The organism is Paenibacillus hemerocallicola (assembly GCF_006265175.1).
In the GTDB taxonomy this organism is placed as follows: domain Bacteria; phylum Bacillota; class Bacilli; order Paenibacillales; family NBRC-103111; genus Paenibacillus_AB; species Paenibacillus_AB hemerocallicola.
Window position 1 is genome coordinate 22,362 of the sequence record NZ_VDCQ01000041.1, and the last position, 26,781, is coordinate 49,142.

General features: G+C 56.3%; 25 protein-coding genes. 10 read left to right on the forward strand and 15 right to left on the reverse strand.

Annotated features, from left to right (window positions below; all coding sequences use genetic code 11):
- Positions 1–16: 16 nt before the first annotated feature.
- Together FE784_RS24780 and FE784_RS24785 are read right to left on the reverse strand one after the other, a co-directional pair.
- On the reverse strand, positions 17–1,045 hold the full coding sequence (locus tag FE784_RS24780) for a Gfo/Idh/MocA family protein (protein ID WP_139604948.1): 1,029 nt from the start codon (positions 1,043–1,045) through the stop codon (positions 17–19).
- A complete protein-coding gene (locus tag FE784_RS24785) occupies positions 1,042–2,049 on the reverse strand; it encodes a Gfo/Idh/MocA family protein (RefSeq protein ID WP_139604949.1) in 1,008 nt (335 codons plus the stop codon). The genes FE784_RS24780 and FE784_RS24785 overlap by 4 nt, the downstream gene beginning before the upstream one ends.
- Before the next feature lie 384 nt (positions 2,050–2,433).
- On the opposite strand from FE784_RS24785, the gene FE784_RS24790 reads away from it, so the two are divergent.
- A complete protein-coding gene (locus FE784_RS24790; RefSeq protein WP_139604950.1) occupies positions 2,434–3,333 on the forward strand; it encodes a LysR family transcriptional regulator in 900 nt (299 codons plus the stop codon).
- A 71-nt stretch (positions 3,334–3,404) separates the two neighbouring features.
- A complete protein-coding gene (locus tag FE784_RS24795; RefSeq protein ID WP_139604951.1) occupies positions 3,405–4,178 on the forward strand; it encodes an MBL fold metallo-hydrolase in 774 nt (257 codons plus the stop codon).
- A 97-nt stretch (positions 4,179–4,275) separates the two neighbouring features.
- Here FE784_RS24795 and FE784_RS24800 read toward each other — a convergent pair whose 3' ends face one another.
- The 5 genes from FE784_RS24800 to FE784_RS24820 all read right to left on the reverse strand — a co-directional run bounded on the left by FE784_RS24800 (position 4,276) and on the right by FE784_RS24820 (position 9,110).
- Positions 4,276–4,707 (reverse strand): methylglyoxal synthase, encoded by a 432-nt coding sequence (locus FE784_RS24800; RefSeq protein WP_139604952.1) that lies wholly within the window; start codon positions 4,705–4,707, stop codon positions 4,276–4,278.
- Positions 4,708–4,934: 227 nt separating this feature from the next.
- Entirely contained in the window at positions 4,935–5,711 is a 777-nt protein-coding gene (locus FE784_RS24805; protein ID WP_139604953.1) for an amidohydrolase family protein, read from the reverse strand.
- 33 nt (positions 5,712–5,744) lie between these two features.
- Positions 5,745–6,494 (reverse strand): amidohydrolase family protein, encoded by a 750-nt coding sequence (locus FE784_RS24810; RefSeq protein ID WP_139604954.1) that lies wholly within the window; start codon positions 6,492–6,494, stop codon positions 5,745–5,747.
- A 45-nt stretch (positions 6,495–6,539) separates the two neighbouring features.
- Entirely contained in the window at positions 6,540–7,766 is a 1,227-nt protein-coding gene (locus FE784_RS24815) for an aspartate aminotransferase family protein (protein WP_139604955.1), read from the reverse strand.
- Between the two features lie 546 nt (positions 7,767–8,312).
- The gene (locus FE784_RS24820) at positions 8,313–9,110 is read right to left on the reverse strand and encodes a carbon-nitrogen family hydrolase (protein WP_139604956.1); all 798 of its coding nucleotides are present in this window, start codon (positions 9,108–9,110) and stop codon (positions 8,313–8,315) included.
- Between the two features lie 505 nt (positions 9,111–9,615).
- Between FE784_RS24820 and FE784_RS24825 the strand changes: the two genes are divergently transcribed.
- The 8 genes from FE784_RS24825 (at position 9,616) to mtnB (ending at position 18,859) form a co-directional block, all read left to right on the forward strand.
- Positions 9,616–10,818, forward strand: a complete 1,203-nt coding sequence (locus FE784_RS24825; RefSeq protein ID WP_139604957.1) for a pyridoxal phosphate-dependent aminotransferase — start codon at positions 9,616–9,618, stop codon at positions 10,816–10,818.
- Positions 10,819–11,200: 382 nt separating this feature from the next.
- Positions 11,201–12,307 carry a glutamate 5-kinase gene (proB, locus tag FE784_RS24830; protein ID WP_139604958.1) on the forward strand — a complete coding sequence of 369 codons (1,107 nt, stop codon included), beginning with the start codon at positions 11,201–11,203 and terminating at the stop codon, positions 12,305–12,307.
- Positions 12,308–12,315: 8 nt separating this feature from the next.
- Entirely contained in the window at positions 12,316–14,058 is a 1,743-nt protein-coding gene (locus FE784_RS24835) for a proline--tRNA ligase (RefSeq protein WP_139604959.1), read from the forward strand.
- Between the two features lie 37 nt (positions 14,059–14,095).
- Positions 14,096–15,343: a glutamate-5-semialdehyde dehydrogenase gene (locus tag FE784_RS24840; protein ID WP_139604960.1), complete on the forward strand. Its 1,248-nt coding sequence runs from the start codon at positions 14,096–14,098 to the stop codon at positions 15,341–15,343.
- Positions 15,344–15,379: 36 nt separating this feature from the next.
- Positions 15,380–16,234, forward strand: a complete 855-nt coding sequence (gene proC / locus FE784_RS24845; RefSeq protein ID WP_139604961.1) for a pyrroline-5-carboxylate reductase — start codon at positions 15,380–15,382, stop codon at positions 16,232–16,234.
- A 23-nt stretch (positions 16,235–16,257) separates the two neighbouring features.
- On the forward strand, positions 16,258–17,553 hold the full coding sequence (locus tag FE784_RS24850) for a 2,3-diketo-5-methylthiopentyl-1-phosphate enolase (protein WP_139604962.1): 1,296 nt from the start codon (positions 16,258–16,260) through the stop codon (positions 17,551–17,553).
- Positions 17,550–18,212 (forward strand): 2-hydroxy-3-keto-5-methylthiopentenyl-1-phosphate phosphatase, encoded by a 663-nt coding sequence (locus FE784_RS24855; RefSeq protein WP_246132162.1) that lies wholly within the window; start codon positions 17,550–17,552, stop codon positions 18,210–18,212. The genes FE784_RS24850 and FE784_RS24855 overlap by 4 nt, the downstream gene beginning before the upstream one ends.
- A gap of 2 nt (positions 18,213–18,214) precedes the next feature.
- Positions 18,215–18,859, forward strand: coding sequence for a methylthioribulose 1-phosphate dehydratase (gene mtnB, locus FE784_RS24860; protein ID WP_139604964.1), 645 nt, complete (start codon positions 18,215–18,217; stop codon positions 18,857–18,859).
- Between the two features lie 23 nt (positions 18,860–18,882).
- Here the strand turns inward: mtnB and FE784_RS24865 are convergent, their stop codons facing one another.
- The 8 genes from FE784_RS24865 to FE784_RS24900 form a co-directional block, all read right to left on the reverse strand.
- Positions 18,883–19,344 (reverse strand): hypothetical protein, encoded by a 462-nt coding sequence (locus tag FE784_RS24865; protein WP_139604965.1) that lies wholly within the window; start codon positions 19,342–19,344, stop codon positions 18,883–18,885.
- Between the two features lie 25 nt (positions 19,345–19,369).
- Positions 19,370–20,143: a hypothetical protein gene (locus tag FE784_RS24870; RefSeq protein ID WP_139604966.1), complete on the reverse strand. Its 774-nt coding sequence runs from the start codon at positions 20,141–20,143 to the stop codon at positions 19,370–19,372.
- A 197-nt stretch (positions 20,144–20,340) separates the two neighbouring features.
- Positions 20,341–21,027, reverse strand: a complete 687-nt coding sequence (locus FE784_RS24875) for a DnaD domain-containing protein (protein ID WP_342779132.1) — start codon at positions 21,025–21,027, stop codon at positions 20,341–20,343.
- Between the two features lie 36 nt (positions 21,028–21,063).
- Complete coding sequence (gene asnS / locus FE784_RS24880; RefSeq protein WP_139604967.1) at positions 21,064–22,362, reverse strand: asparagine--tRNA ligase; 1,299 nt, start codon at positions 22,360–22,362, stop codon at positions 21,064–21,066.
- A gap of 20 nt (positions 22,363–22,382) precedes the next feature.
- A complete protein-coding gene (locus FE784_RS24885; protein ID WP_139604968.1) occupies positions 22,383–23,603 on the reverse strand; it encodes an acetate/propionate family kinase in 1,221 nt (406 codons plus the stop codon).
- Complete coding sequence (locus FE784_RS24890; RefSeq protein ID WP_139604969.1) at positions 23,600–24,469, reverse strand: 3-hydroxyacyl-CoA dehydrogenase family protein; 870 nt, start codon at positions 24,467–24,469, stop codon at positions 23,600–23,602. The genes FE784_RS24885 and FE784_RS24890 overlap by 4 nt, the downstream gene beginning before the upstream one ends.
- 164 nt (positions 24,470–24,633) lie before the next feature.
- Positions 24,634–26,139, reverse strand: coding sequence for an AAA family ATPase (locus FE784_RS24895; protein WP_139604970.1), 1,506 nt, complete (start codon positions 26,137–26,139; stop codon positions 24,634–24,636).
- Complete coding sequence (locus FE784_RS24900; protein ID WP_139604971.1) at positions 26,132–26,665, reverse strand: hypothetical protein; 534 nt, start codon at positions 26,663–26,665, stop codon at positions 26,132–26,134. Before FE784_RS24900 ends, FE784_RS24895 begins: the two co-directional genes overlap by 8 nt.
- Between the last annotated feature and the right edge of the window lie 116 nt (positions 26,666–26,781).

Below are 26,781 nucleotides of genomic sequence, written 5' to 3' on the forward strand. Positions count from 1 at the left end.
ACAGCCGCCTCCTCCTCTAACGATTCATTGCGGAGCCGATGGACGAAAGATCGACGATCCGGTCCTCGGCAGCCGAACTATAGGCGGCTTCCATAAGCCTGGTCAATGCGATCCCTTGCTCGACCGTGATGGCCGGAGCTTTATCGTAGATTACATAGTCCGCCCACTGATCGATCGGCGCGGGCAAGCTCGGCGGCAGCTTATCCGGCCGTATCCACCCGGAATGAGGCTCCGAGGGCAGCAGCGAACTGCGGATTTCCAGCTGGTTGCCGATTAGAAGACAGCCTTCCGTCCCGTAAATTTCCACGAGCGCCGGACAGTGTCTGCTGGCGAAGCCCGCTTCGACGACCGCCATCGCTCCGTCCTGATAGTTCAGCGTGACGACGGCATTATCCTCCACCTCGCGTCCGGTCACATAACCGAACCGCGCCGATACCGATTCCGGCATACCGAGAAAATGGTGAACCATGACCATCGGGTGGCAGCCCAGATCGATCAACGCCCCGCCCCCGCACTCCGATTTGTCGAAAAAATGCGCGGGCAGCCAACCGTCGGGCGCCCCTTCCCTCGGAAGCGCGCCGTCGTGGGCCAGCCTGGCGCGGACGAACGTAATCCGTCCGAGAAGCCCCTGGTCGATGACGGCTTTGGCGTACATCGTCTTCTGATCGCCCAGCCGGGGCAGCGACACGGTGAGCTTGACGCCGCTTTGTGCTGCGGCGGCCGCGATCTTCTCCGCATCTGCGGTATGGAGAGCCAACACTTTTTCCGTAAATATATGCTTGCCCGCTTCCGCCGCCGCAATAAGCACTTCCGGGTGCATGCTGGAAGGCGCGTTCACGACAACGGCATCCACGTCCTGGTTTGCGAGCACGGCTTGCAAATCTTCGATAAACGGAACGTTCAACTGCTCCGCCATCCGCCGGCCGCGATCGGGCAGCTCGTCCCACACGGCCACGATGGCGCAGTCCGGCCTTTCGCCCAATTGCTTCGCATACCCTCTCGCATGCACGTGCCAAAAGCTGAGTATCGCTATCCGAAGCTTCATCGCACTCCCCTCCCCGCCGCGTCCGGCCGACCGGCCGGCTCGACCACGTATCCGGCGGCCGCATAGATCGCCTCGGTAAAGGCGACTACCTTCAAGGCGTATTCCCCGGGGACCAAAACCTCGTGCTTGCCGAGTATCGCGTCAACGAAGCTGCGGTCCGGATCGGTGACCGATTCGGGCAATTCCGGCTCGATCGGCTCTTGACCGTTCAGAGTCAAGGTTACGCGGCCATTGTCATAAAAAATGCCGCCGGCTTCGCCGATAAAAGCGTACGTTTCCTTCAGCTTGCCCAGCGGCGCCAAACCGATGATGTTCATGCTGCCGATCCCCCCTTCCGCAAAGCGGAAAGCGGTCAACGTGTCGACCTCCACCGGAGCGCCGTGGCATTCCAATTGAACGGACAGCTGCTGCGGCGTCAGTCCGGTCGTCCACAGCAGCACGTCGATAATGTGGCTGCCGGAATCCATCAGCATGCCGCCGCCCGACAGCTCCGGCATTTGCCGCCATGTTCCTTCCTGCGACTGCTTCCAATTTTGATACAACGTAGCGGTGACCGATGCAAGCTTGCCGATAACACCGTCGGCAATGGCCGAGCGAATATAGAGGAACGGCGGTAAAAAATGCCTTTGAAACGAAACCTGCAGCACTTTGCCTGCCCTCTCTGCGGTGGCGATCAGATGCTTCGCCTCTTCGGAGGAGCAAGTCATCGGCTTCTCGATCAATACGTGCTTGCCTGCCGCAAGCGCTTCCTCGGCATGCCGGGCATGCAGCGTATGCGGGGAACATATGATTACGGCATCCACATCGCCGCCGTTCAGCATTTCCGCATGATCGTCGTACTCCGCGGCCCGGTCCAGCCCGAATTTCTGCTTAAGCAGCCGTCTGCCCCTTTCACCCGGATCCGCAAGCGCAACGATCTCCACTCCCTCTACCCGAGACAATCTCAATACATGGCTGTGGGCGATATTGCCGCAGCCGATAAAACCGATACGAATGGTGCTCATCCTCGTTCCTCCCAAAAACGTTTTGTTATGATGATGCCCATTATACGGAGCCGATTCGGGACGGACAATGCAATCTGATGCTCTCGAACAGTACTCTCATTACCACCGGATAACATGCGGGGCCACAACTGGCAACAACGACACGAAAGTACTAATTTTGCCGCATCCATGCATAGGCTCATGACCGTATTTTCACTAACGCGGCGAGCAGACGAACAATTTCGAATCAATTATGATGATGCAAACCCTTTATGGGAGGAACCATAATCGTATATGATGGAGACGTGCCATACGAAATGTTTTCATCGGAAGCCTATTCGATTGTCTCCAATTCGCCGCAGGGCATTTTCGGCAATGTCCGACACTACTGGGAGGAAAGACCGAATGGAATTTAGGCAGCTTCAATACGCGATCCAAATCGCGGCAGAAAAAAACTTCTCGCGGGCCGCGGAGAAGCTACACATCGCCCAGCCTTCGCTCAGCCAGCAGCTGTCCAAGCTGGAGAAGGAGCTTGGCGTGCTGCTGTTCCACCGCAATACGAACTCGGTCGAGCTGACGCACGCAGGCGCTCTATTCGTCGAAAAAGCCCAAAAAATCGTCGACATGGTCGGCGAAATCCGCCAAGAGATGGACGATATATCCCAATTGCGCAAGGGGAGGCTCATAATCGGAAGCATGCCGATAACGGGCGCCCACATGCTGCCGCTCGTCCTTCCCGTTTTCCGGGAACGGTATCCCGAAATCGAAATCGTGCTCGTCGAGGAAACGTCCGCCAATTTAACGCAGCTGACCGCGGAAGGACGGACCGATCTAAGCGTCCTGTCGCTGCCTCTGCAGGAGCATGCGCTGGAATACGAATTGCTGGCTGAGGAAGAAATCCTTCTGGCCGTGCCGCCCCGTCACCGGTCCGCGCACATGATGACCGAGGGCGGCACGGTCGACCTGGCCCGGTTCCGCGACGAGCCTTTTATCGTGCTGAAGAAAGGGCAAGGCTTGCGGCAAACCGCGATCGATTTTTGTCTGGACGCCGGATTTTCCCCGCGCATCGTGTTCGAGAGCAGCAACATCGAAACGGTTCAGTCGCTCGTGGCGGCCGGGATGGGCGTCGCCTTCGTACCCGCCATGGTCGAACGGGGGAAATGGAACGATACCGCACCCGCCTATTTATCGATTAGCAGTCGGCCTACCCGTACCCTCGTAATTGCCCGGAGAAGGGGCCGGTACGTATCGAAGGCCGCGGAAGCGTTTATCTCCACGATGCAAGAGCTGGTAGGAAAAAAATAAACAGTGCCGCGATTTATCGCCCGCGCCGTTTGCGCATCATGTCAGCCGGATCGAAGAAAGGAACGAAAAGGATGGATCAGCTTACTTTTTTGGGGACGGGGGATTCCATGGGGGTGCCCCGGATGTATTGCGAATGCGCCGTATGCGCCGATGCGCGCACGTCGGGCCATAACCGGAGATACCGCTCTTCGGTCATGCTGAATACCCCGGAAGGGGAACTGCTGATCGATTGCGGGCCGGACTGGGTCACGCAAATGGAGATGCTCGGCAAGCGTTCGCTCGGACGGGCATTGATTACCCATCCGCATCACGATCATATCGCGGGGATGCCCGAATGGTTCGACGCCTGCCGTTGGACGAAGAGCAGAGGAACCGTCTTCGCTCCCGACAGCGTCTTCGCCACGATCCGCCGGCAGTATCCATGGCTGGAGAAGCGGCTAACCTACGTACCGAACGACGACGGTATGGACTTCGGAGGCTGGCGCATACGACCATGGGAAGTGTGCCATGGCAAAAACGGCACCTCCTTCGCCTACCGTTTCGAGAAAAACGGCTATCGCTGGGCTTATTGCTCCGATGCGTTCCAATTGACGGAACAACAAAAAAAGCCGCTTCACGGCTTGAACATGCTGGTGCTCGGCACGAATTTCTACAAGGAGGACGCGGCGATCGAATCGCGTTCCGTATATGACATGACGGAAGCGTTCGACCTGCTTCTGGAAACGAAGCCTGGACTCGTATATTTTACGCATATGTCGCACGGGGTCGACATTGGAGCCGGATACGTTCTTCCCGCCAATGCGCTGCTCGCCCGGCACGGTCTGGCCGTGACGCTCGGGCTCTGACAGTCGGAGCAGAGGGCGATCCGTTGCCAAGCACGATTCGTTCATCCGATCTCCTCGGGAATCTTCGTCATCCCGGGGAGTGTTGAAGGCCGGCGAGTTAACCTTCGGTTCCGCTTCTACGCTCCGTACGATAGCGGTGAACTACGTTTCTCCAAGCGAGATCGTGCCGCTCCAGCGACTTGATAAGCAGCTCGGCCGTTGCGATGTTCGTCGCCACCGGAACGCACTGTACGTCGCACAAGCGGAGCAGCGCCGTTACATCCGGTTCGTGTGCAAGAGCGACGAGCGGATCCCGCAGGAAAATGACGGCATCGATTTCGTTTTGCGCCACCAGAGCGCCGATTTGCTGGTCGCCTCCGAGCGGTCCGGATTTCAATTTCACGACGTTCAGCTTGGCTTCATCGGCGATCTTCTGTCCGGTAGTACCCGTTGCGAACAAAGTGTGTTGCTCGAATACCTTCTCGTAGGCAATGACGAGATTCACCAGTTCCTCTTTCTTTACATCGTGAGCGATTAATGCGATATTCATACTAACCTCTCCCTTCGTCCTCTTGATTAATGTGAGAATTCATAACGTATATTGATCTTATGACTGAATTCTACAACAGAAGCAAATCGAAATCAATAGGATATGTTAGGTTTTCTTACATAAAATCGAAATATTTTTTCAATGTTACGCATTCATGTCATAAAACATAACACAAACAGACTACCTCAACGTCGAGGCAGTCTGTTTTCTTCATTATACATCACGCTTCAACCCTGCAATTGCCCATTCCTTGACAAAAGTTTGACGTTTTCCGATAAGATGCCCCGTTTCGTCTCCTCCGGAATCTCGACCATGTCGACAATACAGAAAGAGCTTTTCAAGCAATACAGAGGATGCTGGGAGCCGTATAGGATTTTCCCGGCGGGAACGATATTCAGCAGCTCCTCCAGTACGAACACTTTGTCCTTCAGACCGCACGTATCGAAATAAAGTCGCGGAAGCCGCTTGGCCACCTCCTGCAGCGAAACGATTTCGTTGAAACGGATATTGAGTACGATGATATCCAAATCGGGCTGGCCGGACAAAAATTTGCCGAGCGAAGCCACTTCCAGCGGTTTCGGCTTCACCAAATAGTCGAGACGCTCATCCTCCATCCGCTTGGTCACGAACAAGGGAAGGCCATGCCGCTCCAACGCTTCGCACAGCTCGGCTACAGGCTCGCTGTTCAAATCGTAATCGTGATAAGTCGGATAAATGCGTACCCCGCGTATATCGAACCTGCTCAAGCCGTCCTCGATGTCACGCAGCCATCCAGGCAAAGTCGGATTGACCGTCAATACGTGCTTGTATTCCGTTCCGCCGATCAATGCGTGAAGCTCCTCGTCACCCTCGAACGGATCGTTATAGAAAATGCTGTTGAGCGAAGCGACATATCCGCCTGTTATCCCGTTCTCGCGGTGAACGCGCCGGAGATCCTCGAGCGAGTTTTTGCGTATTTTCCGAAACGGCCAATGGCCGAGCAGAGCGTTCACATCCGTATACATCCGTATTCCCTCCTCGCGCCGCGCATGTCCGTCTTACCCGACTTTAAAGCCCGGATCGAACAGCTGGAGCGCGTTTTTGTAATAAATCCGTTCCTTTTCCTCCTGCGTCAAATCCGCTTCCTCGACCTGGCCGAAATTGACCAAATAGGTGATCGGCATATCGGAGCCGAACACGATCCGTTCGACTCCGACCCGCTCGACCGCATAATCGACGTCGTCGCGGCGAAACGGACTTCCGGAGAAATCGTGCCATACGTTGCGGCAGTCGCGCACCGCTTTGATGCCGTGATAGCAGTTGCCGCCAAAATGAGCCATCAGCAGCTTCGCGTTCGGATACCGTTTCGCCAAATTGGCCACATGGATGCCGGTCGTCTCGTATTGCAGCTGACCGACCGCTTTGTGGAACGAATGGATCAGGATCGGAATGTTGGACTCGATGCAAGTCTCCACCAGCGGAAATACGCGCGGATCGTCGCAATAGGTCGCGACCCACAGCTTCATCCCGTTCATGCCGTACACTTCTATGCCGCGCTTCAATACGTCCAGGGCGTTGGAGTGGGCAGGACTTACATAGCAATAGCCGCTTACCATGCCGGGCTGCTCTTTCATGAACCGGTACACGTCCGCATTCAGGCTGTCGACCTCCGCCTCGTCCGGATAATGCGACTTCAGTCCGGATACGTGCAGCTTCGAAATGCCAAACAGGTCGCAAGCCCGCAGCAGCTCGCGGGTGCTTCCTTCATAATCGCCGCCCCATATATGGGTGTGCACGTCGATGATCATGTCTTACCCCGCTTTCCGTTATTCCGTGATGTGGCAGGAAACCGTTTATACGGCGATCTCTTTGCAGGCACGCTCCAAACGCTCCAAAGCTTCGGCTATGTCTTCGTCCATATGGCTGAAGTTGACGTAGGAAACGTTATAGAGCGAGACCCCGTTGCGATAAGCCGCGCGGAAAAACTTCTCCCTCCACGAGGCGCTTCCGCCGTCCCGCAGCATAAACGTCGGGCACGGCCAAAAGCCTTTCAGCTCGAGCGGGATGCCGTTGTCGGCAAAAATGGCGTTCAAGCCGCTCCACAGCTTCTCCCCTTGCTTCCACAGATGACCGACTACATTTTGCTCCTTGTACACGGCGAGCGTAGCCTTCGAGGCGGCCAGCGAAAGCGTTTCCCCCCCGAACGTGCTGGAAATGACGGTGCCGCCCCGATCGCATGCAGCCATGACGTCCTTGCTGCCCACATAAGCGGACAGCGGCATGCCGTTGGCAATGCCTTTACTGAACACGGCCAAGTCCGGATTGACGCCGAAATATTGCTGTACTCCCCCGATCGCGATCCGGAAGCCGGTAACGATTTCGTCAAAGATCAACAGCGCTCCGTGCTTGCGTGTCAATTCCCTCACTGCCGGATAAAAGGTTTCGCCCAGCGCCATTCCCGCATAATCGGCCGCGATGACGACTGCCGCTATTTCTTTGCCGCAATGCTCGAACCAACGCTCCAACGCGGCAATGTCGTTCCAGCCCACGGCATGGTGAAGCTCGCCGAGTGCTCCCGGCACTCCGGGGACGCCTTTCCCGGTCGCGCTCTGGCCCGGCAGCGACTGGCCGCCTCCAGCGAGCGCGTTCAGCCATCCGTTGTAGCCGACCTGCACGATCCGCTCGCGCCCCGTATATGCCCGGGCGATCCGCAGTGAAGCGGCTAGCGCTTCCCCGCCGGTTTTCAGAAAACGCGCGCGTTCGGCGCAAGGAATCAGCTCGCACAGCTGTTCCGCCACTTCAGCCTCCAACGGATGGGCATGGCCGAATATAATGCCGTTCCCGAGCTGCCGGCGAATGGCATCGTCGACTTCCGGATATTGATAGCCTAGCGTTATGGGACCGAGACCGTTGCGAAAATCGATGAACTCGTTGCCGTCGGCATCCCAGACTCGGCAGCCTTTTCCCTTTACGATAACGGCCGGTTCCTCGGGCAGCAGCGTCGGCGCCTTCGAGCAGGTGCTCGAACCCCAAGGAATCGCCTTCTCGAGACGCTCATGCCATTGCATGGATGTGGTCATGCGCACATTCCCCCATTGTTCCTTATTCGAATATACATGTTTCCGACCTGTATATTATTGAACCATATCCGGTGAAGCAAGGCAAGACTAAACTTTGCCGTCGGACCGCAGGTTGTACCCATCGGGTGCTGCGGGAGATTAACAGCTCGGGCGGTCGAAGACTTTACACGGCAATGTTACATTCATGTACGAGCTGAACCGTTCGTTCTCAGCCGGAAATTTCCCCGCTTCGCTTTGCGGGATAGCGAATCCGACAAATAGCGGAACTTGAGTATGCTATTAACCCGATTACTCATGTTCATTGCAAAATAAAGGAAAATCGTTCCGCTATTCCGCTGTTCACGATCATTTGCGCCCCCGAAAGATCGAGATAGCGGAAGCCTGTTCCGTTATCTTCAAGAGTACGGCGGAAATGGCGACCATAACGGAGTATAGTTCCTCTATTTCCGGGCAACGTCATATAACGCCCGACAATCGCCCGCACCACGCGACCATCCTCCGGAAAAAGCAAAAAGCGTCCGCTCGCGCAGACGCCTCATTGCCGGTTCAGTATAATTCGGGTCGACGATCCGCGAACACCGGTATGGTCGAGCGGACTTTATCCACGACCGACAAATCGATTTCGGCTTTCAAGATCCGCTCCGACTCGTCGCCCTCGGCTATAATCTCGCCCCACGGGTCGATTACCATCGAATGTCCGAAAAACGAAGTCGTACCGCTCGTCCCTACCCGGTTGCACGCCACCACGTACATCTGGTTCTCGATCGCTCTGGCGGTAAGCAGCGTCCGCCAATGGTGCAGGCGGGGATGCGGCCATTCGGCCGGCACGAACAGAAGCTTGGCTCCTCCGAGGGCCAGCTTGCGGGTAAGCTCGGGAAAACGGATATCGTAACAGATCATCATCCCGGAAGGTACGCCGTCTACATCCAGCAGTCCCAGTCGATCTCCGGCATGCAAATATTTTTCCTCGTCCATGAGCCGGAACAGATGGATTTTCGAATATTCCGCCGTGCGGTTGCCTTCGCGGTCGAAAGCATAGATCGTATTGCGCACCCGCTCGTCGTCCAGCTCCGCGACGGAACCCGCCACGACGTTGACGCCGTGCTTGCGGCAAAAGCCCGATATGAATTGGGCCGTTCTCTCCCCGTTGCGGTCCGCGATGTCGCGAATGCGATCCAAGGCATAGCCCGTATTCCACATTTCCGGGAATACGATGACATCCGGCTTCGGGTCGGACCCTACGGCCTCCTCCATCATTTGCGACAACTTCGCAAAGTTTGCTTCGGGCTCCCCTAAGGCAATATCCATTTGAAGCAGGGAGATAGTTAACTTATGTTCGGACATGTCCGGCTTCACTCCGTTCCGTATTGATCATCCTATTCTTTCATTAACTATATAAGTTGAACTAAAGGTGTGGACGTTCATTTCATTCCAGAAGGGATTGCCTTGCAGCTTCAGACAGGTTGTTTTGAGTTTCCTTGATCTAAGGGGGCTCCCCCAAAAGTACTTGGAATACGCTTCGAAGGCAGGCTTCACTTTTGGGGGCATATATAAGCCTGCGGCAAGGTAGAAACTTGGGAGCCAAAACTCGCTCACAAGGCAATCCCCTTCTTCCTGCATCGGGCAGCTCTTGGTTGTTTCTTTAGTTCAACTTATATAGTTTCGTTTGATCGGTTCGATCCGTGTTTCTCCTTAATATTAGTGGATTAGCCGCGAATGAGCAATGAGCAAGGTTGCAGCAGGCGGACGCCTCGGTCTTGGCGATGAAATGGGGGTTGGAAACGACGCTTCCGGCAGGTATAATCAGAGATATCGTCAACGATAAGTCTACCATTCGGAGTGAAATACGATGAATTTATCCGCCAAACCGACTTCCGCATTCCCGATCGAGGCCGCCGACCGGCTCAAGCGGCTCCCGACTCAATTTTTCGCCTCGCTCGTGAGCAAAGTAAACCGTCAAATCGCACAGGGCCACGATGTGATCAACCTCGGCCAGGGAAATCCCGATCAACCGACGCCCGCTCATATCGTCACCGCTCTGCAGCAATCCGCACCGGATCCGAAATATCATAAATATTCTCCCTTCAGCGGGTATGGCTTCTTGAAGGAAGCAATAGCCAAGCGGTATCTCGACGATTACGGCGTCGAGCTCGATCCGGAGACAGAGGTCGCGATCCTGTTCGGAGGCAAGACCGGGCTCGTCGAAATAAGCCAGTGTCTGTTGAACCCGGGAGACGTCTGCCTCGTCCCCGATCCCGGTTATCCCGATTATTGGTCCGGCGTGGAGCTTGCAGGCGGACGCATGGCGTTCATGCCGCTAAAGGAGCAGAACGGCTTTCTTCCCGACTATTCCGCCTTGTCCCCGGACGACGTGAACAAAGCAAAGCTGATGTTCGTCAATTATCCGAACAATCCGACCGCGGCATGCGCTCCCGCTTCTTTTTACGACGACACGATCGAATTCGCCGCCAAGCACGGCATCGTCGTCGCCAGCGATTTCGCTTACGGCGCGATCGGCTTCGACGGCAAACGTCCGGTGAGCTTTCTGGAACGGCCGGGATCGAAAGAAGTCGGCGTCGAGTTTTACACGCTGTCGAAAACGTACAACATGGCAGGCTGGCGCGTCGGCTTCGCTCTTGGCAACGCCGATGTCGTACGGTTGATCAATTTGATCCAGGATCATTATTATGTCAGCCTGTTCGGTGGCATCCAGGCCGCGGCCGCGTACGCTTTGACCGCTCCCCAGGACTGCGTGCGGCAGTTGAACGACGTGTATGAAAGCCGGCGCAATGCGCTGTTCGGCGCCTTGTCCCGTATCGGCTGGGAAGCGAAGCCGTCGGACGGCTCCTTCTTTGCCTGGCTGCCTGTGCCGAAGCGGTATTCCTCCGCCGAGTTCGCCGATTTGCTGCTGAACGAAGCTCATGTGATGGTCGCTCCGGGAATCGGCTTCGGTACCCATGGTGAAGGCTATGTGCGCGTCGGACTCCTCTCTTCCGAGGAACGGCTGGAAGAAGCGGTGAGGCGAATCGGCGCGCTGAATTTATTCGGCTAGTCGCACGCTCCAACGTACGCTCGTGAAAAGGCTCCGGTGATTCTTTACAAAAAGCGGCTTGAGTGATATTCTAGTTAGTAACATTTCGATCATAACGTGATGACGGGACCAGTAGGAAACATGCCCACACGCCCAGAGAGTAAATTTCGAAGGCTGCGAAAATTTACCGTGATGGCTTTGCCGAAACCCACCCCCGAACGGTCAACGACGAGTTGAACAGCTCCTTGCTGTTATCAGGGAACTAAGATGACGATTCCGTTGCCACGGGACCGTCAATTAAGGTGGTACCGCGGAAGCCGACTTTCGTCCTTAACAGGACGGGAGTCTTTTTGTTTTGGCGGAATATCCGCCGTTATTACGCAGGATCAAGGTGGGAAATCGGATGCACCAACGAATCGTAGTCAAAATCGGCAGCAGCTCGCTCACTTCGGACGAAGGCGGGCTGAACCGTTCCAAAATCGAATTTTTCGCCGGCGAGCTCTCCCGGCTGCAGGACGAGGGGTACGGCGTCGTGCTGGTTACCTCCGGAGCCGTCGCCGCCGGCTTCCGCAAAATCGGCTATGCCAAACGGCCGAAGGCGCTGCACGAGAAACAAGCTTCCGCGGCCGTCGGCCAAGCGCTGCTCATGCAATGCTATAATGAAGCTTTCGCGAAGCACGACCATTCCGTGGCGCAAATATTGCTCACCCGCTCCGACTTCCGCAGCCGGATACGGAACCACAATGCGCTCATGACGATGCAGGAGCTAATGAGCCGCAGAGTCATCCCGATTATTAACGAGAACGACACCGTTGCCGTCGATGAGTTGAAGTTCGGCGAGAACGATACGCTTTCCGCGCTGGTCGCCAATTTGATCAGAGCGCAAAAGCTGGTCATCTTGACCGACACCGACGGCCTATATACGGAAGATCCGCGGAAAAACAGCAATGCGCAGCGCATAGACCGCGTCGATGAGATCAGCGAGGACGTCTTCCGGATTGCAGGGGGATCGGGCTCTTCCGTGGGCACGGGCGGCATGCGCTCCAAGATCGAGGCGGCCAGAATCGCCACCAGCGGCGGAGTGCCCGTCTTCGTAGGACGGGCGGACGAACCGGGAGATCTTCTCGCAGCGGTACAAGGTACGGGAAAGGGCACTTATTTCGATACGAGCTCCCACACCTTGTCCACCAAAAAACAATGGATCGGCTTTCACTCCGAGCCGCAAGGCAAAGTCCAGGTCGACGGAGGGGCGGAACGCGCGCTAGTCGACGGTGGGAAAAGCCTGCTTCCGGCCGGAGTAACCGAAGTCGACGGCGATTTCCATCCCGGAGACGTCATCGAAGTAACCGATACGCTGGGGCGCACGCTCGGCCGCGGAGTCGTCAACTACGCCTCTTGGCAGCTGAAGGCCGTTGCGGGGCTTTCCACCGAGGAAGTGCGCAAGCGCGTGGACGTATCGCGGATCGAAGTCGTTCATCGCGACGAATGGATCGTATTTGCCGGGAGGTAGAAGACGCTATGAGGTTTCGACAAACGTTAATCCCGACATTGCGGGACGACCCTTCCGATGCGGAAACCGCGAGCCACCGTTTCATGGTGCGCGCGGGACTCATCCGGCAGCTCGCCTCCGGGATTTATACTTACCTTCCTCTCGGTTTCCGCGTGCTGCGCAATGTGGAGCGGATCGTGAGGGAAGAAATGGAGAAGGCCGGAGCGGTCGAGCTGCTGCTGCCGGCGCTTCATCCGGCGGAGCTATGGCAGGAAAGCGGCCGCTGGGACGTCTACGGCGACGAGCTGATGCGGCTGAAGGACCGGAACGACAGGCCGTTCGCGCTCGGAGCGACGCATGAGGAGGCGATCACGGCGCTCGTTCGCGATGAAGTGAAGTCCTACAAGAAGCTGCCGCTCACGCTGTATCAAATCCAGACCAAATTTCGCGACGAAAGACGTCCGCGCTACGGGCTGCTGAGAGGCCGCGAATTTATAATGAAGGACGCCTACTCGTTCGACGCCTCTCAGGAGGGGCTCGACCGAAGCTATACGAGGATGTACGACGCGTACTCCGCCATTTTCCGCAGATGCGGGTTGTCGTTCCGGGCTATCGAAGCCGACTCGGGAGCTATCGGAGGCACCGATACGCACGAATTTATGGCTCTTGCCGATATCGGCGAAGATACGATCGTGCACTGCGCCCATTGCCATTACGCGGCCAATCTGGAGCTGGCGGAATGTACCGATAACGGAAACGCGCATACGGATAAGGCAACGATGACTGACGATGAGTCCGTTCGACAAGGAACTCCCTCCGCTTCCGGTTCGCGACAAATCGTCGAGACGCCGGATGTGAAGACGATCGCCCAACTGACCCGCTTTCTCGGCATCGGGGCGGACCGGATCGTCAAATCGATCGCGCTGCTGGCAGACGGACTTCCCGTCGTAGCGCTCGTTCGGGGGGACCGCGAATTAAACGAGACGAAAGTAAGGAGACTGCTGGGCGCGACAACGACGGAACTGATGACGGAGCAGCACATTGCGGAGAAGCTCGGGTCCGTTCCGGGTTATATCGGACCGGTCGGCTTGCCGGATCATGTAGCGGTCATTGCGGATGAAGAGATTCGCGGAATGCGGCAAGTGACGGTCGGAGCCAACGCTTCCGACCGTCATCTGGTCGGCGTCGATCCGGAACGCGATTTCCGAGTAAGCCATTACGGTGACCTGCGTACGGCTTCGCCCGGCGACCGGTGCGCCCGCTGCGGAGGGGAGCTTCGCTTCGACAAAGGCATTGAAGTCGGCCACGTATTCAAGCTCGGCACGAAGTATAGCGAGGCGATGCGCGCGACGTATTTGGACGATACCGGCAAGTCCAGGCCCTATATCATGGGTTGTTACGGCATCGGAGTCTCCCGCCTGCTATCGGCAATCGTGGAGCAGCATCACGACGAAGCCGGTATCGTTTGGCCGACTGAAATTACACCCTACCGCGTTCATCTTATCGTCGTTCAGAACAAGGATCCCGTTCAGAAGGAATTGGCCGAGAGCTTGTATGACGGCTTGCGCAAGACGGGCTGCGAAGTGCTGTACGACGATCGCGACGACAGGCCGGGAGCCAAATTCGCGGATGCCGATCTGCTGGGTCTTCCACTGCGGGTAACCGTCGGGAAGCGCGCCTCGGAAGGCATCGTCGAGTGCAAACGGAGAAACGAATCGGAATCTTTCGAGCTGGAAGCGGAGCGGTTGCCCGATTTCGTGCGAAACCTGTAACGGACCCTATTCGAATTCCGAAGGAGGATAACTAATCATGAGTGAAGTTCGCGAGAAAGCGGCCTTGGCAAAGGAAGCCGCCAGGACGATGAACCGTCTGACGACGGAACAAAAAAACGAGGCGCTCGCTCTGATGGCGGATGCTCTGATTGCGGAATCCGCAGTCATACTGGAAGCGAACGCGAAAGATTTGGCGCGCGGCCGGCAAGAAGGCACATCCGAGTCTTTGCTTGACCGTCTCGCCTTGAACGAGAAGCGAATCGGGGGCATCGCCGAAGGACTTCGGCAAATTATCGACCTGCCCGATCCGACGGGACGTTTATTGGAGGAAACGACACGCCCGAACGGCCTCGTCATCCGCAAGTATACCGTCCCGCTCGGCGTAATCGGAATCGTGTATGAAGCGCGCCCTAACGTTACCGTGGACGCCGCAGGGCTTTGTCTGAAGAGCGGCAACTCTGTCGTGCTTCGCGGCGGATCGGCCGCGCTGGAGTCAAACAAAGCGATCGTGGGTGTCATGCATAGGGCGCTGTCCCGTTCCGCCCTTCCGCCTGAATCGCTGCAGCTTATCGAGAGCTCGGACCGCTCTTCGGTAGACGAACTGCTCAAGCTTAACGGGCTGCTGGACGTCATTATTCCGAGAGGCGGCCGCTCCCTCATCCAGAACGTCGTGCAAAACGCTACCGTACCGGTAATCGAGACGGGCGAAGGCGTCTGCCACACTTATCTGGACGAAGAGGCAGACCCGGTCAAAGCCGATCCGATCGTGATCAATGCGAAGGTGCAGCGCCCTTCGGTGTGCAACTCCCTGGAGACGCTTCTCGTACACGAGCGTTACGCGGGATTGCATTTGTCGGCACTGTCCGGGAAGCTTAAAGAGCACGGAGTCGAGCTGAGAGGCTGCGCCAAAAGCCGTACGCTCGTTCCTTGGATGGGAGAAGCCGCGGATACGGATTGGCGTACCGAATACAACGACCTGATCCTGTCCGTCAAAGTCGTAAGCGGCTTGGACGAAGCGCTCGAGCATATACGCACTTACGGTACGCTTCATTCGGAATGTATCGTGACCGAGCATGCAGACCGCGCAGAACGGTTTCTGAGGGAAGTCGATGCCGCCGCCGTGTATCATAACGCCTCCACCCGATTTACCGACGGCTTCGAGTTCGGATACGGCGCGGAGATCGGAATCAGCACGCAGAAGCTGCACGCGCGCGGTCCCATGGGGCTGCCCGCCTTGACCTCGACGAAATACGTCGTACACGGAAGCGGACAAATTCGCGGATAATACGCGGCTTTACAGCCGGAAGGAGTGCTACATCCGATGAGCCATACAACCGCCTTGCAGCAAAAAATCGCATTTATTGGCGCCGGCTCGATTGCCGAATCCATTTTTCGCGGCATTATCGAAAAAGGAATCGCCATTCCGGAAAACATATTTGCCGTGAACCGTCAAAGCGACGAGCGTCTGGAGTATGTGCGCGACACATACGGCATTCGCGCGACGCGGCATCCGCAGGAACGGGACCGTTCGATCCGCGAGGCCGATATCGTCGTTCTCAACATGAAGCCGAAAGACGCCGCTTCGGGCATTGCCGAAATCGCCCATTTGCTTCGTCCGGACCAATTGATCGTTTCGGTCATCGCCGGATTGTCCATGGAGACGATCCAGCGTTTTCTCGGCGGTACGTTCCCTATTGCCCGTACAATGCCCAACACTTCGAGCACGATCGGACTCGGCGCTACCGGAATCAGCTTCTCCGGATCCGTAACTCCGGAGCAGCGATCGATCGCCCTCGCCTTGTTCGAGGCTGTCGGCGTCGTCGCCGTCGTAGACGAGCACCGGCTGGACATCGTTACCGGCGTCTCGGGCAGCGGCCCCGCTTATATTTACTATGTGATGGAAGCGATGATATCCGCCGGCGTCGAGGGCGGCTTATCCGAGGAATCGGCGCGTCAGTTGACGGTCCAAACCGTATTGGGCGCCGCTCAAATGGTCAAAACTACGAACGAGCTCCCGGGCGAGCTGCGCCGAAAGGTCACTTCGCCCAACGGCACGACCCAAGCCGCCATCGAGCTGCTGGAGGAGAACCGCGTAGCGAATTCCGTCTCCCGTGCCGTGCTGCGCGCCGCCGAGCGTGCCCGGGAAATGGGCAAGGCGCTCGCCGAACAATCTTGAGTGTATGGAAAGCAGGTGTACCTTTGAGCTCTTACTGTGTTGCCACTTACCGCTGCCATGACGATAAAGCCGATTTTCACAAAAAGGCCCAATCGATTGCCGTCGGGTTGACCGTCGGCAGTTGGACCGAGCTGCCCTCGGCGAAGCAGAAACAAATGGAGAAGCATCTGGGGCAAGTTCTCTCGGTCGAAGTAACGGAGCCGACCGGCTCGGCCGTCGACCTGGCGAACGGCACTGCCGAACGGTATGCCGATATCCGGATCGCCTATCCCGACATCAATTTCAGCGCCGACATTCCCGCGCTGCTCGTCACCGTCTTCGGGAAGCTGTCGATGGACGGGAAGGTCAAGCTGATCGATCTGCAATTTTCGCCGTCCTTCCTGGACGGCTTCGGCGGGCCGAAATTCGGTATCGCCGGCGTGCGCGAGCTGCTCGGCGTACACGACCGTCCGCTGCTCATGAGCATTTTCAAATCGGTCGTCGGTCACGATCTGGAGGAGCTGAGTCATCAGTTTTACGGCCAAGCGGCAGGAGGAGTCGATCTGATCAAGGACGACGAAATCTTGTTCGAGAACCCGCTCACCCCTATCGAGAAACGGGTCGAGGCTTGCATGGAAGCGGCCGGACGGGCCCAAGCCGTAACCGGGCAAAAGCTGCTCTACGCCGTCAACGTGACCGGGCCCGCCTCGAAGCTCGCCGATCAGGCGAAACGGGCGATTGACGCAGGCGCCAATGCGCTGTTGTTCAACGTGCTGGCGTACGGCTTCGATACATTGCGAGAGCTGAGCGCCGATCCCGATATCAACGTTCCGATCGCGGCGCACCCGGCCTTGTCCGGCGCCTTGTATCCTTCGCCGCATTACGGCATCTCCGCGTCCGTGCTGCTCGGCAAGCTGATGAGGCTTAGCGGCGCCGATCTCGTCTTGTTCCCGTCGCCCTACGGCTCCGTCGTCATGCCGAAGGCCGAGAATATGGCGATCCGTCATGCGCTCGTGACAAACAACCTTCAACAGGATTACGTATACCGTGCACCCGAACAATCCGGAACGGATACGTATCCCATTCTGCGCGGAAGCTTCCCCGTTCCGTCGGCGGGCATACATCCGGGGCTTGTCCCATGGATTATTCGCGATTTCGGCACGGAGGTCGTCGTCAATGCCGGAGGAGGCATACATGGCCATCCGCTCGGTACGGCAGCCGGAGGACAAGCTTTCCGTCAAGCTATAGACGCGGTTATGAACGGCGTATCGCTTGCCGAGTATGCCGAGTCCCATCCGGAGCTCGGCGCGGCCATCGAGCGATGGGGGGCCAAGGAATGAAGCGCCCGATCATTTTCTGCGATTTCGACGGGACGATTACGGAGAGCGACAATATCGTCGCCATTATGCGGCACTTCAATCCGCCGGGCTGGGAATCGCTGGTGGAAGGGGTCGTAACGAACAAGATCAGCATCCGGGACGGCGTCGGACGAATGTTCGAGCTGCTCCCTTCCTCGAGCCGGGACGAGGTGGCGAAATTCGTCTTCGATACCGCGAATATTCGAGCCGGCTTTCCGGAGCTGCTGAGCTACTGCGAACGGAACGACGTCGAGTTTCTTGTTACGAGCGGCGGCATCGATTTTTTTCTGCTGCCCCTGCTCGAGCCTTTTCCGGTATCGAAGGAACGCATCTTTTGCAACGCCAGCGATTTTTCCGGCGAACGGATTCGTATCGTCTGGCCGCATCCTTGCGACGAACATTGCTCGAACGATTGCGGAATGTGCAAGACGACGGTTATACGCCGTTATCCGAAGGAGCAGTATTTGCGCATATTGATCGGAGACAGCGTGACCGATTTCGAAGGGGCCAAGCTTGCCGATCTCGTCTTCGCCCGTTCCCACCTGATTACGAAATGCGAGCAGCTCGGCTTGCCGTATGTTCCATATGAAACGTTTCACGATATAGTCCGTCAATTGAACTCGATGCGGGAAGGAGAATAACATTGAACGATCCCATCTATACATTGGAACAACGCCAACAGGCGTTCGGTCAACTGAAGGACGTCAAATCGGAGCTGGCCGAGCGAGGTTGGTTTCCTGCCACAAGCGGGAATTTGTCCGTACGCGTCGGCGAGTTCACGCCCGACCGGTTCGCCTTCGCCGTCACTTCCAGCGGCAGGGACAAGTCGAAGCATACGGCCGAAGACTACTTGATCGTGGACGGCGGCGGCCGGCCGATCGAGCCCACGAAGCTGAAGCCGTCGGCGGAAACGCTCATCCACTGCGAAATATACCGTTTGACCGGCTGCGGGGCGGTCTTTCACGTTCATACCGTGTTCAATAATATCGTCTCCGAGCTGTACGCTGAAGCGGGCAGCGTCCCCTTCCAAGGGGTCGAGCTGATCAAGGCGTTCAACATTTGGGAGGAAGACGCACGGATCGAAGTGCCGATCCTCCCGAACTATGCCGATATTGCCAAAATCGCCGGACTTGTGGAAGACCGCCTGAACCTCAAAATACCCGGTATCGTGCTTCGTAACCACGGCATTTACGCCTGGGGGGCCAACGTCTTCGAAGCAAAGAGGCATTTGGAGGCATTCGAATTTTTGTTCGAATACGCTTATCGATGGAAAGCATTGAATTTGTAGGAGCGCGATGTACCGAGCGGCCATCAAGGCCGCTCCACCTTCCCGACTCCCAGAGCAAAGTGCCGCTCCAGCACTTGCCGCACGCTCGATTGCTCCCCGCTCAGACAGCGGACCATCAGGATTAATTCGGCGGCAGGCCGTTTGACCCGCTTCCTCTTCAAGTAATGCCTGTTAATGAGCACATCCAGCGCAAATCCCGCGACGAATCCGGCGCCAAAGCCGATCAGCCCCCATATAACGGGTCCCCAAACCCATACGAAGCCGAAGCTGGCACCCAGAACGGCGCAGACGGTTCCCAGTACGGAGCCCAAATCGAACAAGCTGATCCCGTCGGAACGATGGATCGTGTCGAGCAAAGGCCTGCCCCCCATTAGCTGGTCAAGCGGAACCGCCAATATGCGCTCCTTTCCGATTCCCAGCTGCTCAAGCTCGGTAACCGCTAGCTCTACATCCAATGATTGCTGAAACGCCGAGATCAAATACATTGGCGCCGCCCCCTCCTCACGATCTTCACAAAGGCATGTCGAACGACTCGGATTGATATTCCTTCTTCATATACAAGGACTGCTCGCGCCGGAACAAATTGTTGTATTCCACCGCGATCACATACGACTCATACATCGCGAACCCGTAAATGGACGGCAGAAACAATGTCCATTCGACGTCCAGCACAGCGACGGCTTCCCGGAACGACCCCATCATCGTGAAATAGAACGCTTCGAGAAAGTGCGACATGACGACCTGCACGATCGTCATGCATAGCAAAAGAAAGCCCGTCGGGACCAAATGGAGATACAGGTGGCCCAATCCGGGCATGAGCAACGACCAAGCCACGGCTAAACCGGGACTTCGCTTGTCTAGAAAATTGGCGGAATACGGTCCGATGAATAAGGACTGGACCGGCGATTTCGCCATACGTCCGAGCTTCACGATTTTGTTCGTATCGACCGTCAACCGATAGCTGTCCCAGATGGAATAAATATATACGGCTATGTACAGCAGCAGCCACCTTTTATTCAACACGTGGCGAGCCAAATCGAACTGCCCCGTATAGGAGTACACCATAGCTTCGTTGAGCCTGGAATACCAGTTGATGACGACTTCCCATATGAGCAAAATATACCCTTTCAAATAGCGGCCGAGCAGCAAATGTCCGAATCCCGGAAATGCCGCCGCCCACCAGGCAACAATCACGGGACTGCGTAAATGCAAGTAATTCAAATTGAAGGAGCTGATGTGGGAAAGATACCTTCGGGGAAGGTCCTGTCGGGATTGATGTTCCATGAAGACTGCCTCCGGAGCGCTGCGGCCGATGTCCGCATCATCGAATGAGAACTCTAATCAGTGGATTGTTGTAATATAGTTCTCACAAGAACCCTTTTTTATCCGATATAGGTTATAATGTAATATTTTTCAATTAAAAAAACTGTCCCCGAATGCGCACGCGAAGAGCGAAAGGGACAGCTTTCCTCGAAGACCGCTTATCGGCCTCCTCTGAATTTTTGCGTATATTCTCTTGCCTGCTCGGGAGTCTGCACGCGGTTGCGGCTCCATTCCAGCAAAATCCGGTCGATATACCGGAAATGAATGACACCGGCGAACACCGCTTCCTTCAGCGCGAACATAATCAGCTCCTCGGGGTAACGGTCGCGATCCAGCCATTGGGATACCGTCTCGCATTCCATCGGAGTGAGCGGGCGGGCAAATTCTTTCTCGAACACGGTGAAAATGTCCTCGACGTCCGTCTTGGCCGGTGCGGCTTTGGTACCCGGAGCCGCGGATGCCCTTGCTTCCCGTGCCTCCTCCGTCCATGCGGCCGCAAGCTTGCGGTACATCGGGGCCAGATTGTAATTCTCGCTTAAAACACCGGTCACTTGGTCGATCTCTTCGTCGATCTGCAGCACTTCATTTTTCATCAGACGCTGCAGTGCCTTGATGACGGCCTCCGGCTGCGCGGACATCCGCTCCTGTAGCTCCTCGAGAGTCGGAAACTCTTTGCCGTCCTTGTCCTTGAAGGCCATGATCTGGATCAGCAGCATCACTTCCACTTCGGACAGCTTCATTCTTTTGTACAGCCTGAGGAGCGTAACCGGGATGGAGACGCCGCCCGCTTGCATCGCCGCCGTCATGCCCCGTTCGATTTGCTTATGCTCTTCCCCTTTGGCCAAACGATCTCCTCCCCACTATTTCAATATACAAAGCGGTTACGGATACAACCGATACAGCAGACGGGGGAACGGTATCGTTTCCCTTACGTGCTCCAGCCCGCAAATCCAGGCGACCGTCCGCTCCAAGCCGAGACCGAATCCGGAATGAGGCACGGTGCCGTATTTGCGCAAATCCAAATACCACCGGTACGCGTCCTCTGCAAGCTCGTGCTCCTTGAATCGTTCCCGCATCAGCTCCGGATCGTCGATTCGTTGACTTCCCCCGATAATTTCACCGTAGCCTTCCGGGGCGATCATATCGGCGCAAAGTACGACTTCCGGACGGGTCGGGTCCGGCTTCATATAGAAAGCTTTGAACGAAGCCGGGTAATGCGTAATGAACACCGGCTTGTCGAATTGCTTGGCGATCTCCGTTTCGTGCGGCGCACCGAAATCTTCTCCCCACTCGATCTCGTGCCCGTTCTCCTTCAGCCGGCGAATCGCTTCGTCATACGTAATTCTCGGAAAAGGCGCTTGGATCGGCTCCAGCTTGGAAATGTCCCGGCCGAGCGTCTCCAGCTCCTTGGGGCAATGGGCCAATACCGATTGTACGATATGCGATACGAACCTTTCCTGGACGATCAGGTTTTGCTCGTGATCGACAAACGCCATCTCCGGCTCGATCATCCAAAATTCGATCAAATGCCGGCGCGTCTTCGATTTCTCCGCCCGGAACGTCGGCCCGAACGAGTACACTTTGCCGAGAGCCATGGCGGCCGCTTCCATGTACAATTGTCCGCTCTGCGTCAAATAGGCGTCTTCGTCGAAATATTTCGTATGGAACAAATTCGTCGTTCCTTCGCAGGACGACGGCGTCAAAATCGGAGGATCGACGAGATAAAACCCGTTGTCGTCGAAAAATTGCTGGATGGCGCGGATAATCTGCGCCCTTACGACCATGATAGCCCGCTGACGCGGCGACCGCAGCCACAGGTGACGATGGTCCATCAGAAAGTCCACGCCGTGCTCCTTCGGCGTAATCGGATAATCGACGGCCAGCTGTATGACTTCCACATCCGTAACGTTGAGCTCGAAACCGCTTTGGCTGCGGGCATCCTCCCTGACCGTCCCGGACACGTAGAGCGAGCTTTCTTGCGTCAGCTTGGCAGCCGCTTCCCATACTTGCTCGGAAACCTCGCTTTTTACAACGACGCCCTGGATGAAGCCGGTTCCGTCACGCAGCTGCAGAAACTGGATTTTTCCGCTAGACCGCTTGCCATGCACCCAGCAGCCGATCCGTACGGCTTCTCCGGCATGAGAGCTCACTTCCCGAATCGTATTAAGCTCCATATTCATCCCTCCAATGATTGTTGTCGTTACGTCGACGGCTGCATCGTCTCGTTGACCGCTTCGCGGAACGTATCCCTTGCGATCATCAGCTCTTCGTTTGTCGGAATTACCCATACCTCGATTCGCGAATCCGCGGCAGAAACGATCCGATCGTCCCCCGTTCTCCTTTCGTTCGCCTCATCATCCAGCTTGACGCCGAGGAAGCTGAGCCGATCGCATACCGTCTTGCGTAGCAAGGCGCTGTTCTCCCCTACGCCGGCCGTAAACACCAGAGCGTCGAAGCCGTTCATCGCGGCGGCGTAAGCGCCGATATATTTGCGCAGCCTGTATTCGTACATATCGAAGGCGAGCTGGGCATTGCGGTCTCCTTCTTGTGCGGCTTCTATAATTTCGCGCATGTCGCCCAAGCCTCCCGATACGGCGAACAAGCCGCTATGCCTGTTCAGCATCGAGTTCACTTCGTTCAGCGACAAATCTTCCTTGTCCATCGCGAACGGAACGATAGCGGGATCGATATCGCCGCTCCGGGTGCCCATCATGAGCCCTTCGAGCGGGGTCAATCCCATGCTCGTGTCGAACGATTTCCCGTTCATGATGGCGGTCACGCTTGCTCCGTTGCCGATATGGCACGTAATCATTTTCATTTGGTCCAAGGGCCGGCCGCTCAACTCCGATACCCGACCGCTCACGTATTGATGGGAAGTGCCGTGAAAGCCGTAACGCCGGACCCGGTGCTTTTTGTAAAAGACGCTTGGAATCGGGTACCGGAACGACACGGGGGGCATCGTCTGGTGAAACGCCGTATCGAACGCCGCAACCTGCGTAATGTGCGGCAAATTGGCTTCAACGGCTAGAATGCCCGTCAGCGCCCCGGGGTTATGCAGTGGAGCCAAGTCGAACAGCCTCTTGATTTCCTGCTTTACTCCTTCGTCGATACGGACGGACCCCGAGAACGTTTCCCCTCCGTGCACGACGCGATGGCCGACGGCATGAACATCGTGAAGCGATCGCAGGACGCCTTCCTTCGGGTCGGTCAGAATTCGCAGTACTTTGCGGATCGCCGTCGTATGGTCCAATATTTCGCTTACCTCGCGAATCTCCAACTTGCCGGCAGGCTCATGCGTCAGCATCGCGGTCTCCATGCCGATCCGCTCGACCTTTCCTTTGGCCATAACCGTCTCGTTCGTCATGTCGAACAGCTGATATTTGACCGACGAGCTGCCCGCATTGATGACTAATACGTTCATAACCGGTCACCATCCTCGTCGTAATGGAAAAATCCCGTTCCCGATTTGACTCCGAGATGTCCGGCCCGGACCATTTGCTTCAGCATGAACGATGGGCGGTATTTCAAATCCCCGTATTCCCGGAACATCCGCTCCATCGCGGCCAATACCGAATCGAGCCCGAATCTGTCGGCCATCTCGAGAGGCCCGTAACGGAAATCGTAGCCGACTCTCATGGCGGTATCGATATCCTCGGCGGAAGCGACCCCTTCCGAAAGAGTATGCATCGCCTCGTTGATCAGCGTACAGATAAGACGCGTCGTAACGAACCCGGGCGATTCATACACCATGATGCCTTTTCTGCGAATCGTTTGCTCGACGAAATTGCGAACGGTCGCATATGTTTCCTCGGACGTCTTCAAGCCCCGAACAATTTCGACGAGCGGACTTTTCCCGGCGGGATAAGTAAAGTGCAGACCGATCACGCGCTCCGGGTGCGCGGTTTCCCCTGCCAGCTCGGTCAGGCTGAGCGTGGACGTATTACTCGCGATAATGGCATCCGGACATACGGCGTTCAGCTTCTCGAATATTTCTTTCTTGGTGTCCAAATCTTCGGTCACCGTCTCGATGATCATCTCGCAGGAAGCGAGCTGCTCGATCGCAATCGTTTTATGAATTTTGCTCCATACAAGCTTTTTTTCCGCTTCGGTAATCGCCCATTTTTCCAATTGCTTCGCTAAACTAAGCTCGATGCTCCTCCAGGCGTGCTCGAGCCGCTCCGGGCTTTTCTCCAGCAGCAGCACATCGATTCCTTTCGCAGCCAGCATTTCCGCGATTCCTTGACCCATTGTCCCGGCGCCGACTACGCCGATTTTGGTAATTTGCACGCTTGCTTCTCCTTCCGGACTTATCCTCGATGCCACGAACCCCATACTCCGATGATACACCTAAAGGAGAAAATTTTCATCCACGGACACAAAAAGTCCGCAAAATGGGAGAAAAAAAACAAACTTCAGCGTCTGCTGAAGTTTGCGAATGATGCATGCCCCGGCTAAGCCGGGGTTTTGCCCGACTTTGCTTCGACGAGCAGCGCTCGGAACGTATCGCCGGTCAGTACCTCTTCCCGAATCAGGATGTCGAGCGATTGCTCGAAGACGTAACGGAATGTCTCCAGCATATCGCGGGTCGCCCGATGCAGCGCATCCAGAATGGCCGCGTTTTCCTTCATCAGCTCTTCCTGCGTCACCATCTGGCGATCGATAATGCCCAGACCGGTCAGTCCGGAATCCATCATCGTGCGAACCAGGTGAAGAGCCTGCTCGAAATCGTTTCTCGAGCCGGTGCTGCGTCCGCCGTAAAACATTTCTTCGGCGACGGCTCCGCCGAGGGCGATCATAATTTGCTGCTCCAGCTCGGTGCGCGTATACAAATATTGATCCTGCTGAGGGTTATGCCTTACGTAGCCCAGCGCCTGGCCGCGCGGGCTAAGCGACACCATGGATACGGAGCCCGGCTTGACCGTTTCCGCGGCGATGGCATGCCCGAGCTCATGCAGCGCGACGCGCTTGCGCTCTTCCATCGTCGATTCCCGGTCCGTCTTCTCGCCCATCATCACTTTATCGATCGCGAGGGAGAAGTGCTTCTGCGCGATTTCCGGATTGTCGTCCCGCATCGCATAAATCGCCGCCTCGTTCATGACGCTCTCGAGCTGGGCGCCGGAGAATCCGAACGTTTCCCCGGCTACCCGTTCCATGCTCGCTTCGGTCGACACCGGTTTGTTTTTGGCATGGATTTGCAAAATATGCATCCGGCCCTTCTTGTCCGGCAAATCGACTTGAATGTGCCGGTCGAACCGTCCCGGACGCAGCAGCGCGCTGTCCAGCATTTCTTTCCGGTTCGTGGCGGCCACGATCAAAATGCGCGGCGTCTCGGACGTGTGGATACCGTCCATCTCGGTCAGCAGCTGGTTCAAGGTCTGATCGTACTCGCGGTGCTGACCTCCTTCCCGCTTGCCGCCGATCACATCGATCTCGTCGATAAAAATAATCGCGCTATCCTTGCCTTCCTTGGCGGCCCGGCTGCGCGCTTCCTTGAATAGATCGCGGACGCGGCTAGCCCCGACGCCGACATACATTTCGACAAACTCGCTGCCCGAAGCCGATACGAAAATCGAGTTCGTGTAGTGCGCCGCGGCTTTCGCCATCAGCGTTTTCCCGGTTCCCGGAGGTCCCGTAAGCAGAATCCCCTTCAAGGGCCGTATGCCGAATTTGCGTATTTCCTCATGGCGAATCAAGAAATCGAGAGCTTCCTTCAGCTCGTTCTTGGCCCGATCCTGCCCCCCGATATCATCGAAAGTCAAATAAGAAGGCGTCCGGCTTTTTCCTTTCCGATCGGAAGAAGAGACTCCCAAATTGTCCCGCATGCGCGTCACGTACAATAAGGAGAACAAAATAACGCCGACCAGCACGAATGGGATGACGTTCACGCCCATAAAAATAAGAAATGCCAGCAATACCGGCACGAATCCGATCAACACTTCTTTGCTTATTTTACTCATTCGGCCACACTCCTATCCGCTGAGCTTTGCGGGGAAGCAGCTTGTATTTGTCGTGGGTTCCGTCGGTCATATGAACGTACACATACTGGTCGTCCATCTCCGTATCGACCCGAAGTCCCGGAAACGTCGCTTTCTTCGCCTCCAATGCGGCGGGAATCGCGGCATATCGCTTGCCTTCCATCGCTTCCGCTACGTCGAACAACGCGTCCGACCACCACCGGTCGAGCTCGGGCGTGCTCGTATCCTTCACCACGAGCTCCACTTGGCGATCGCCGATAATCGAACCGCCTTTTTCCACAATCGAATTATATATTTCACGAAGATTCGCGTCGGACGTCGGGGTTACTTCGATCGACACCGTACCGCTGCCGATATTGATTTTGGACTGCTCGATGCCCGGCTGCTCCTGAACGATCCGCGAGAGCGGATTCTCCATGGCCAAGCTGTCATATAGAAACCAACCTCCGAACAATACGGCCGAAGAAACAATAACGCTCGTAATAACAGGCAAGAGACGCAACTTCACGCGACGTCCCCCTTTCTTTCGCATATTTAGTTTCACTATCGAACTGCTATACAAAGAGTATATCACATCGTATATACTTTTTCCGATGCAATGTGTGGAAACCGCACCAATGACGC

What these genes read in the sequence shown, in the direction of transcription:
- FE784_RS24795 (WP_139604951.1), top strand. Translation starts at nt 3,405, where the DNA reads ATGGATCAGCTTACTTTTTTGGGGACGGGGGATTCCATGGGGGTGCCC.
- FE784_RS24865 (WP_139604965.1), bottom strand. Translation starts at nt 19,344, where the DNA reads ATGTATTTGATCTCGGCGTTTCAGCAATCATTGGATGTAGAGCTAGCG.
- FE784_RS24835 (WP_139604959.1), top strand. Translation starts at nt 12,316, where the DNA reads ATGAGGTTTCGACAAACGTTAATCCCGACATTGCGGGACGACCCTTCC.
- FE784_RS24855 (WP_246132162.1), top strand. Translation starts at nt 17,550, where the DNA reads ATGAAGCGCCCGATCATTTTCTGCGATTTCGACGGGACGATTACGGAG.
- asnS (WP_139604967.1), bottom strand. Translation starts at nt 22,362, where the DNA reads ATGAATATGGAGCTTAATACGATTCGGGAAGTGAGCTCTCATGCCGGA.
- FE784_RS24800 (WP_139604952.1), bottom strand. Translation starts at nt 4,707, where the DNA reads ATGAATATCGCATTAATCGCTCACGATGTAAAGAAAGAGGAACTGGTG.
- FE784_RS24870 (WP_139604966.1), bottom strand. Translation starts at nt 20,143, where the DNA reads ATGGAACATCAATCCCGACAGGACCTTCCCCGAAGGTATCTTTCCCAC.
- FE784_RS24885 (WP_139604968.1), bottom strand. Translation starts at nt 23,603, where the DNA reads ATGAACGTATTAGTCATCAATGCGGGCAGCTCGTCGGTCAAATATCAG.
- FE784_RS24840 (WP_139604960.1), top strand. Translation starts at nt 14,096, where the DNA reads ATGAGTGAAGTTCGCGAGAAAGCGGCCTTGGCAAAGGAAGCCGCCAGG.
- FE784_RS24820 (WP_139604956.1), bottom strand. Translation starts at nt 9,110, where the DNA reads ATGTCCGAACATAAGTTAACTATCTCCCTGCTTCAAATGGATATTGCC.
- FE784_RS24790 (WP_139604950.1), top strand. Translation starts at nt 2,434, where the DNA reads ATGGAATTTAGGCAGCTTCAATACGCGATCCAAATCGCGGCAGAAAAA.
- proB (WP_139604958.1), top strand. Translation starts at nt 11,201, where the DNA reads ATGCACCAACGAATCGTAGTCAAAATCGGCAGCAGCTCGCTCACTTCG.
- FE784_RS24805 (WP_139604953.1), bottom strand. Translation starts at nt 5,711, where the DNA reads ATGTATACGGATGTGAACGCTCTGCTCGGCCATTGGCCGTTTCGGAAA.
- FE784_RS24810 (WP_139604954.1), bottom strand. Translation starts at nt 6,494, where the DNA reads ATGATCATCGACGTGCACACCCATATATGGGGCGGCGATTATGAAGGA.
- FE784_RS24895 (WP_139604970.1), bottom strand. Translation starts at nt 26,139, where the DNA reads ATGAGTAAAATAAGCAAAGAAGTGTTGATCGGATTCGTGCCGGTATTG.
- FE784_RS24780 (WP_139604948.1), bottom strand. Translation starts at nt 1,045, where the DNA reads ATGAAGCTTCGGATAGCGATACTCAGCTTTTGGCACGTGCATGCGAGA.
- FE784_RS24815 (WP_139604955.1), bottom strand. Translation starts at nt 7,766, where the DNA reads ATGACCACATCCATGCAATGGCATGAGCGTCTCGAGAAGGCGATTCCT.
- FE784_RS24785 (WP_139604949.1), bottom strand. Translation starts at nt 2,049, where the DNA reads ATGAGCACCATTCGTATCGGTTTTATCGGCTGCGGCAATATCGCCCAC.
- FE784_RS24825 (WP_139604957.1), top strand. Translation starts at nt 9,616, where the DNA reads ATGAATTTATCCGCCAAACCGACTTCCGCATTCCCGATCGAGGCCGCC.
- proC (WP_139604961.1), top strand. Translation starts at nt 15,380, where the DNA reads ATGAGCCATACAACCGCCTTGCAGCAAAAAATCGCATTTATTGGCGCC.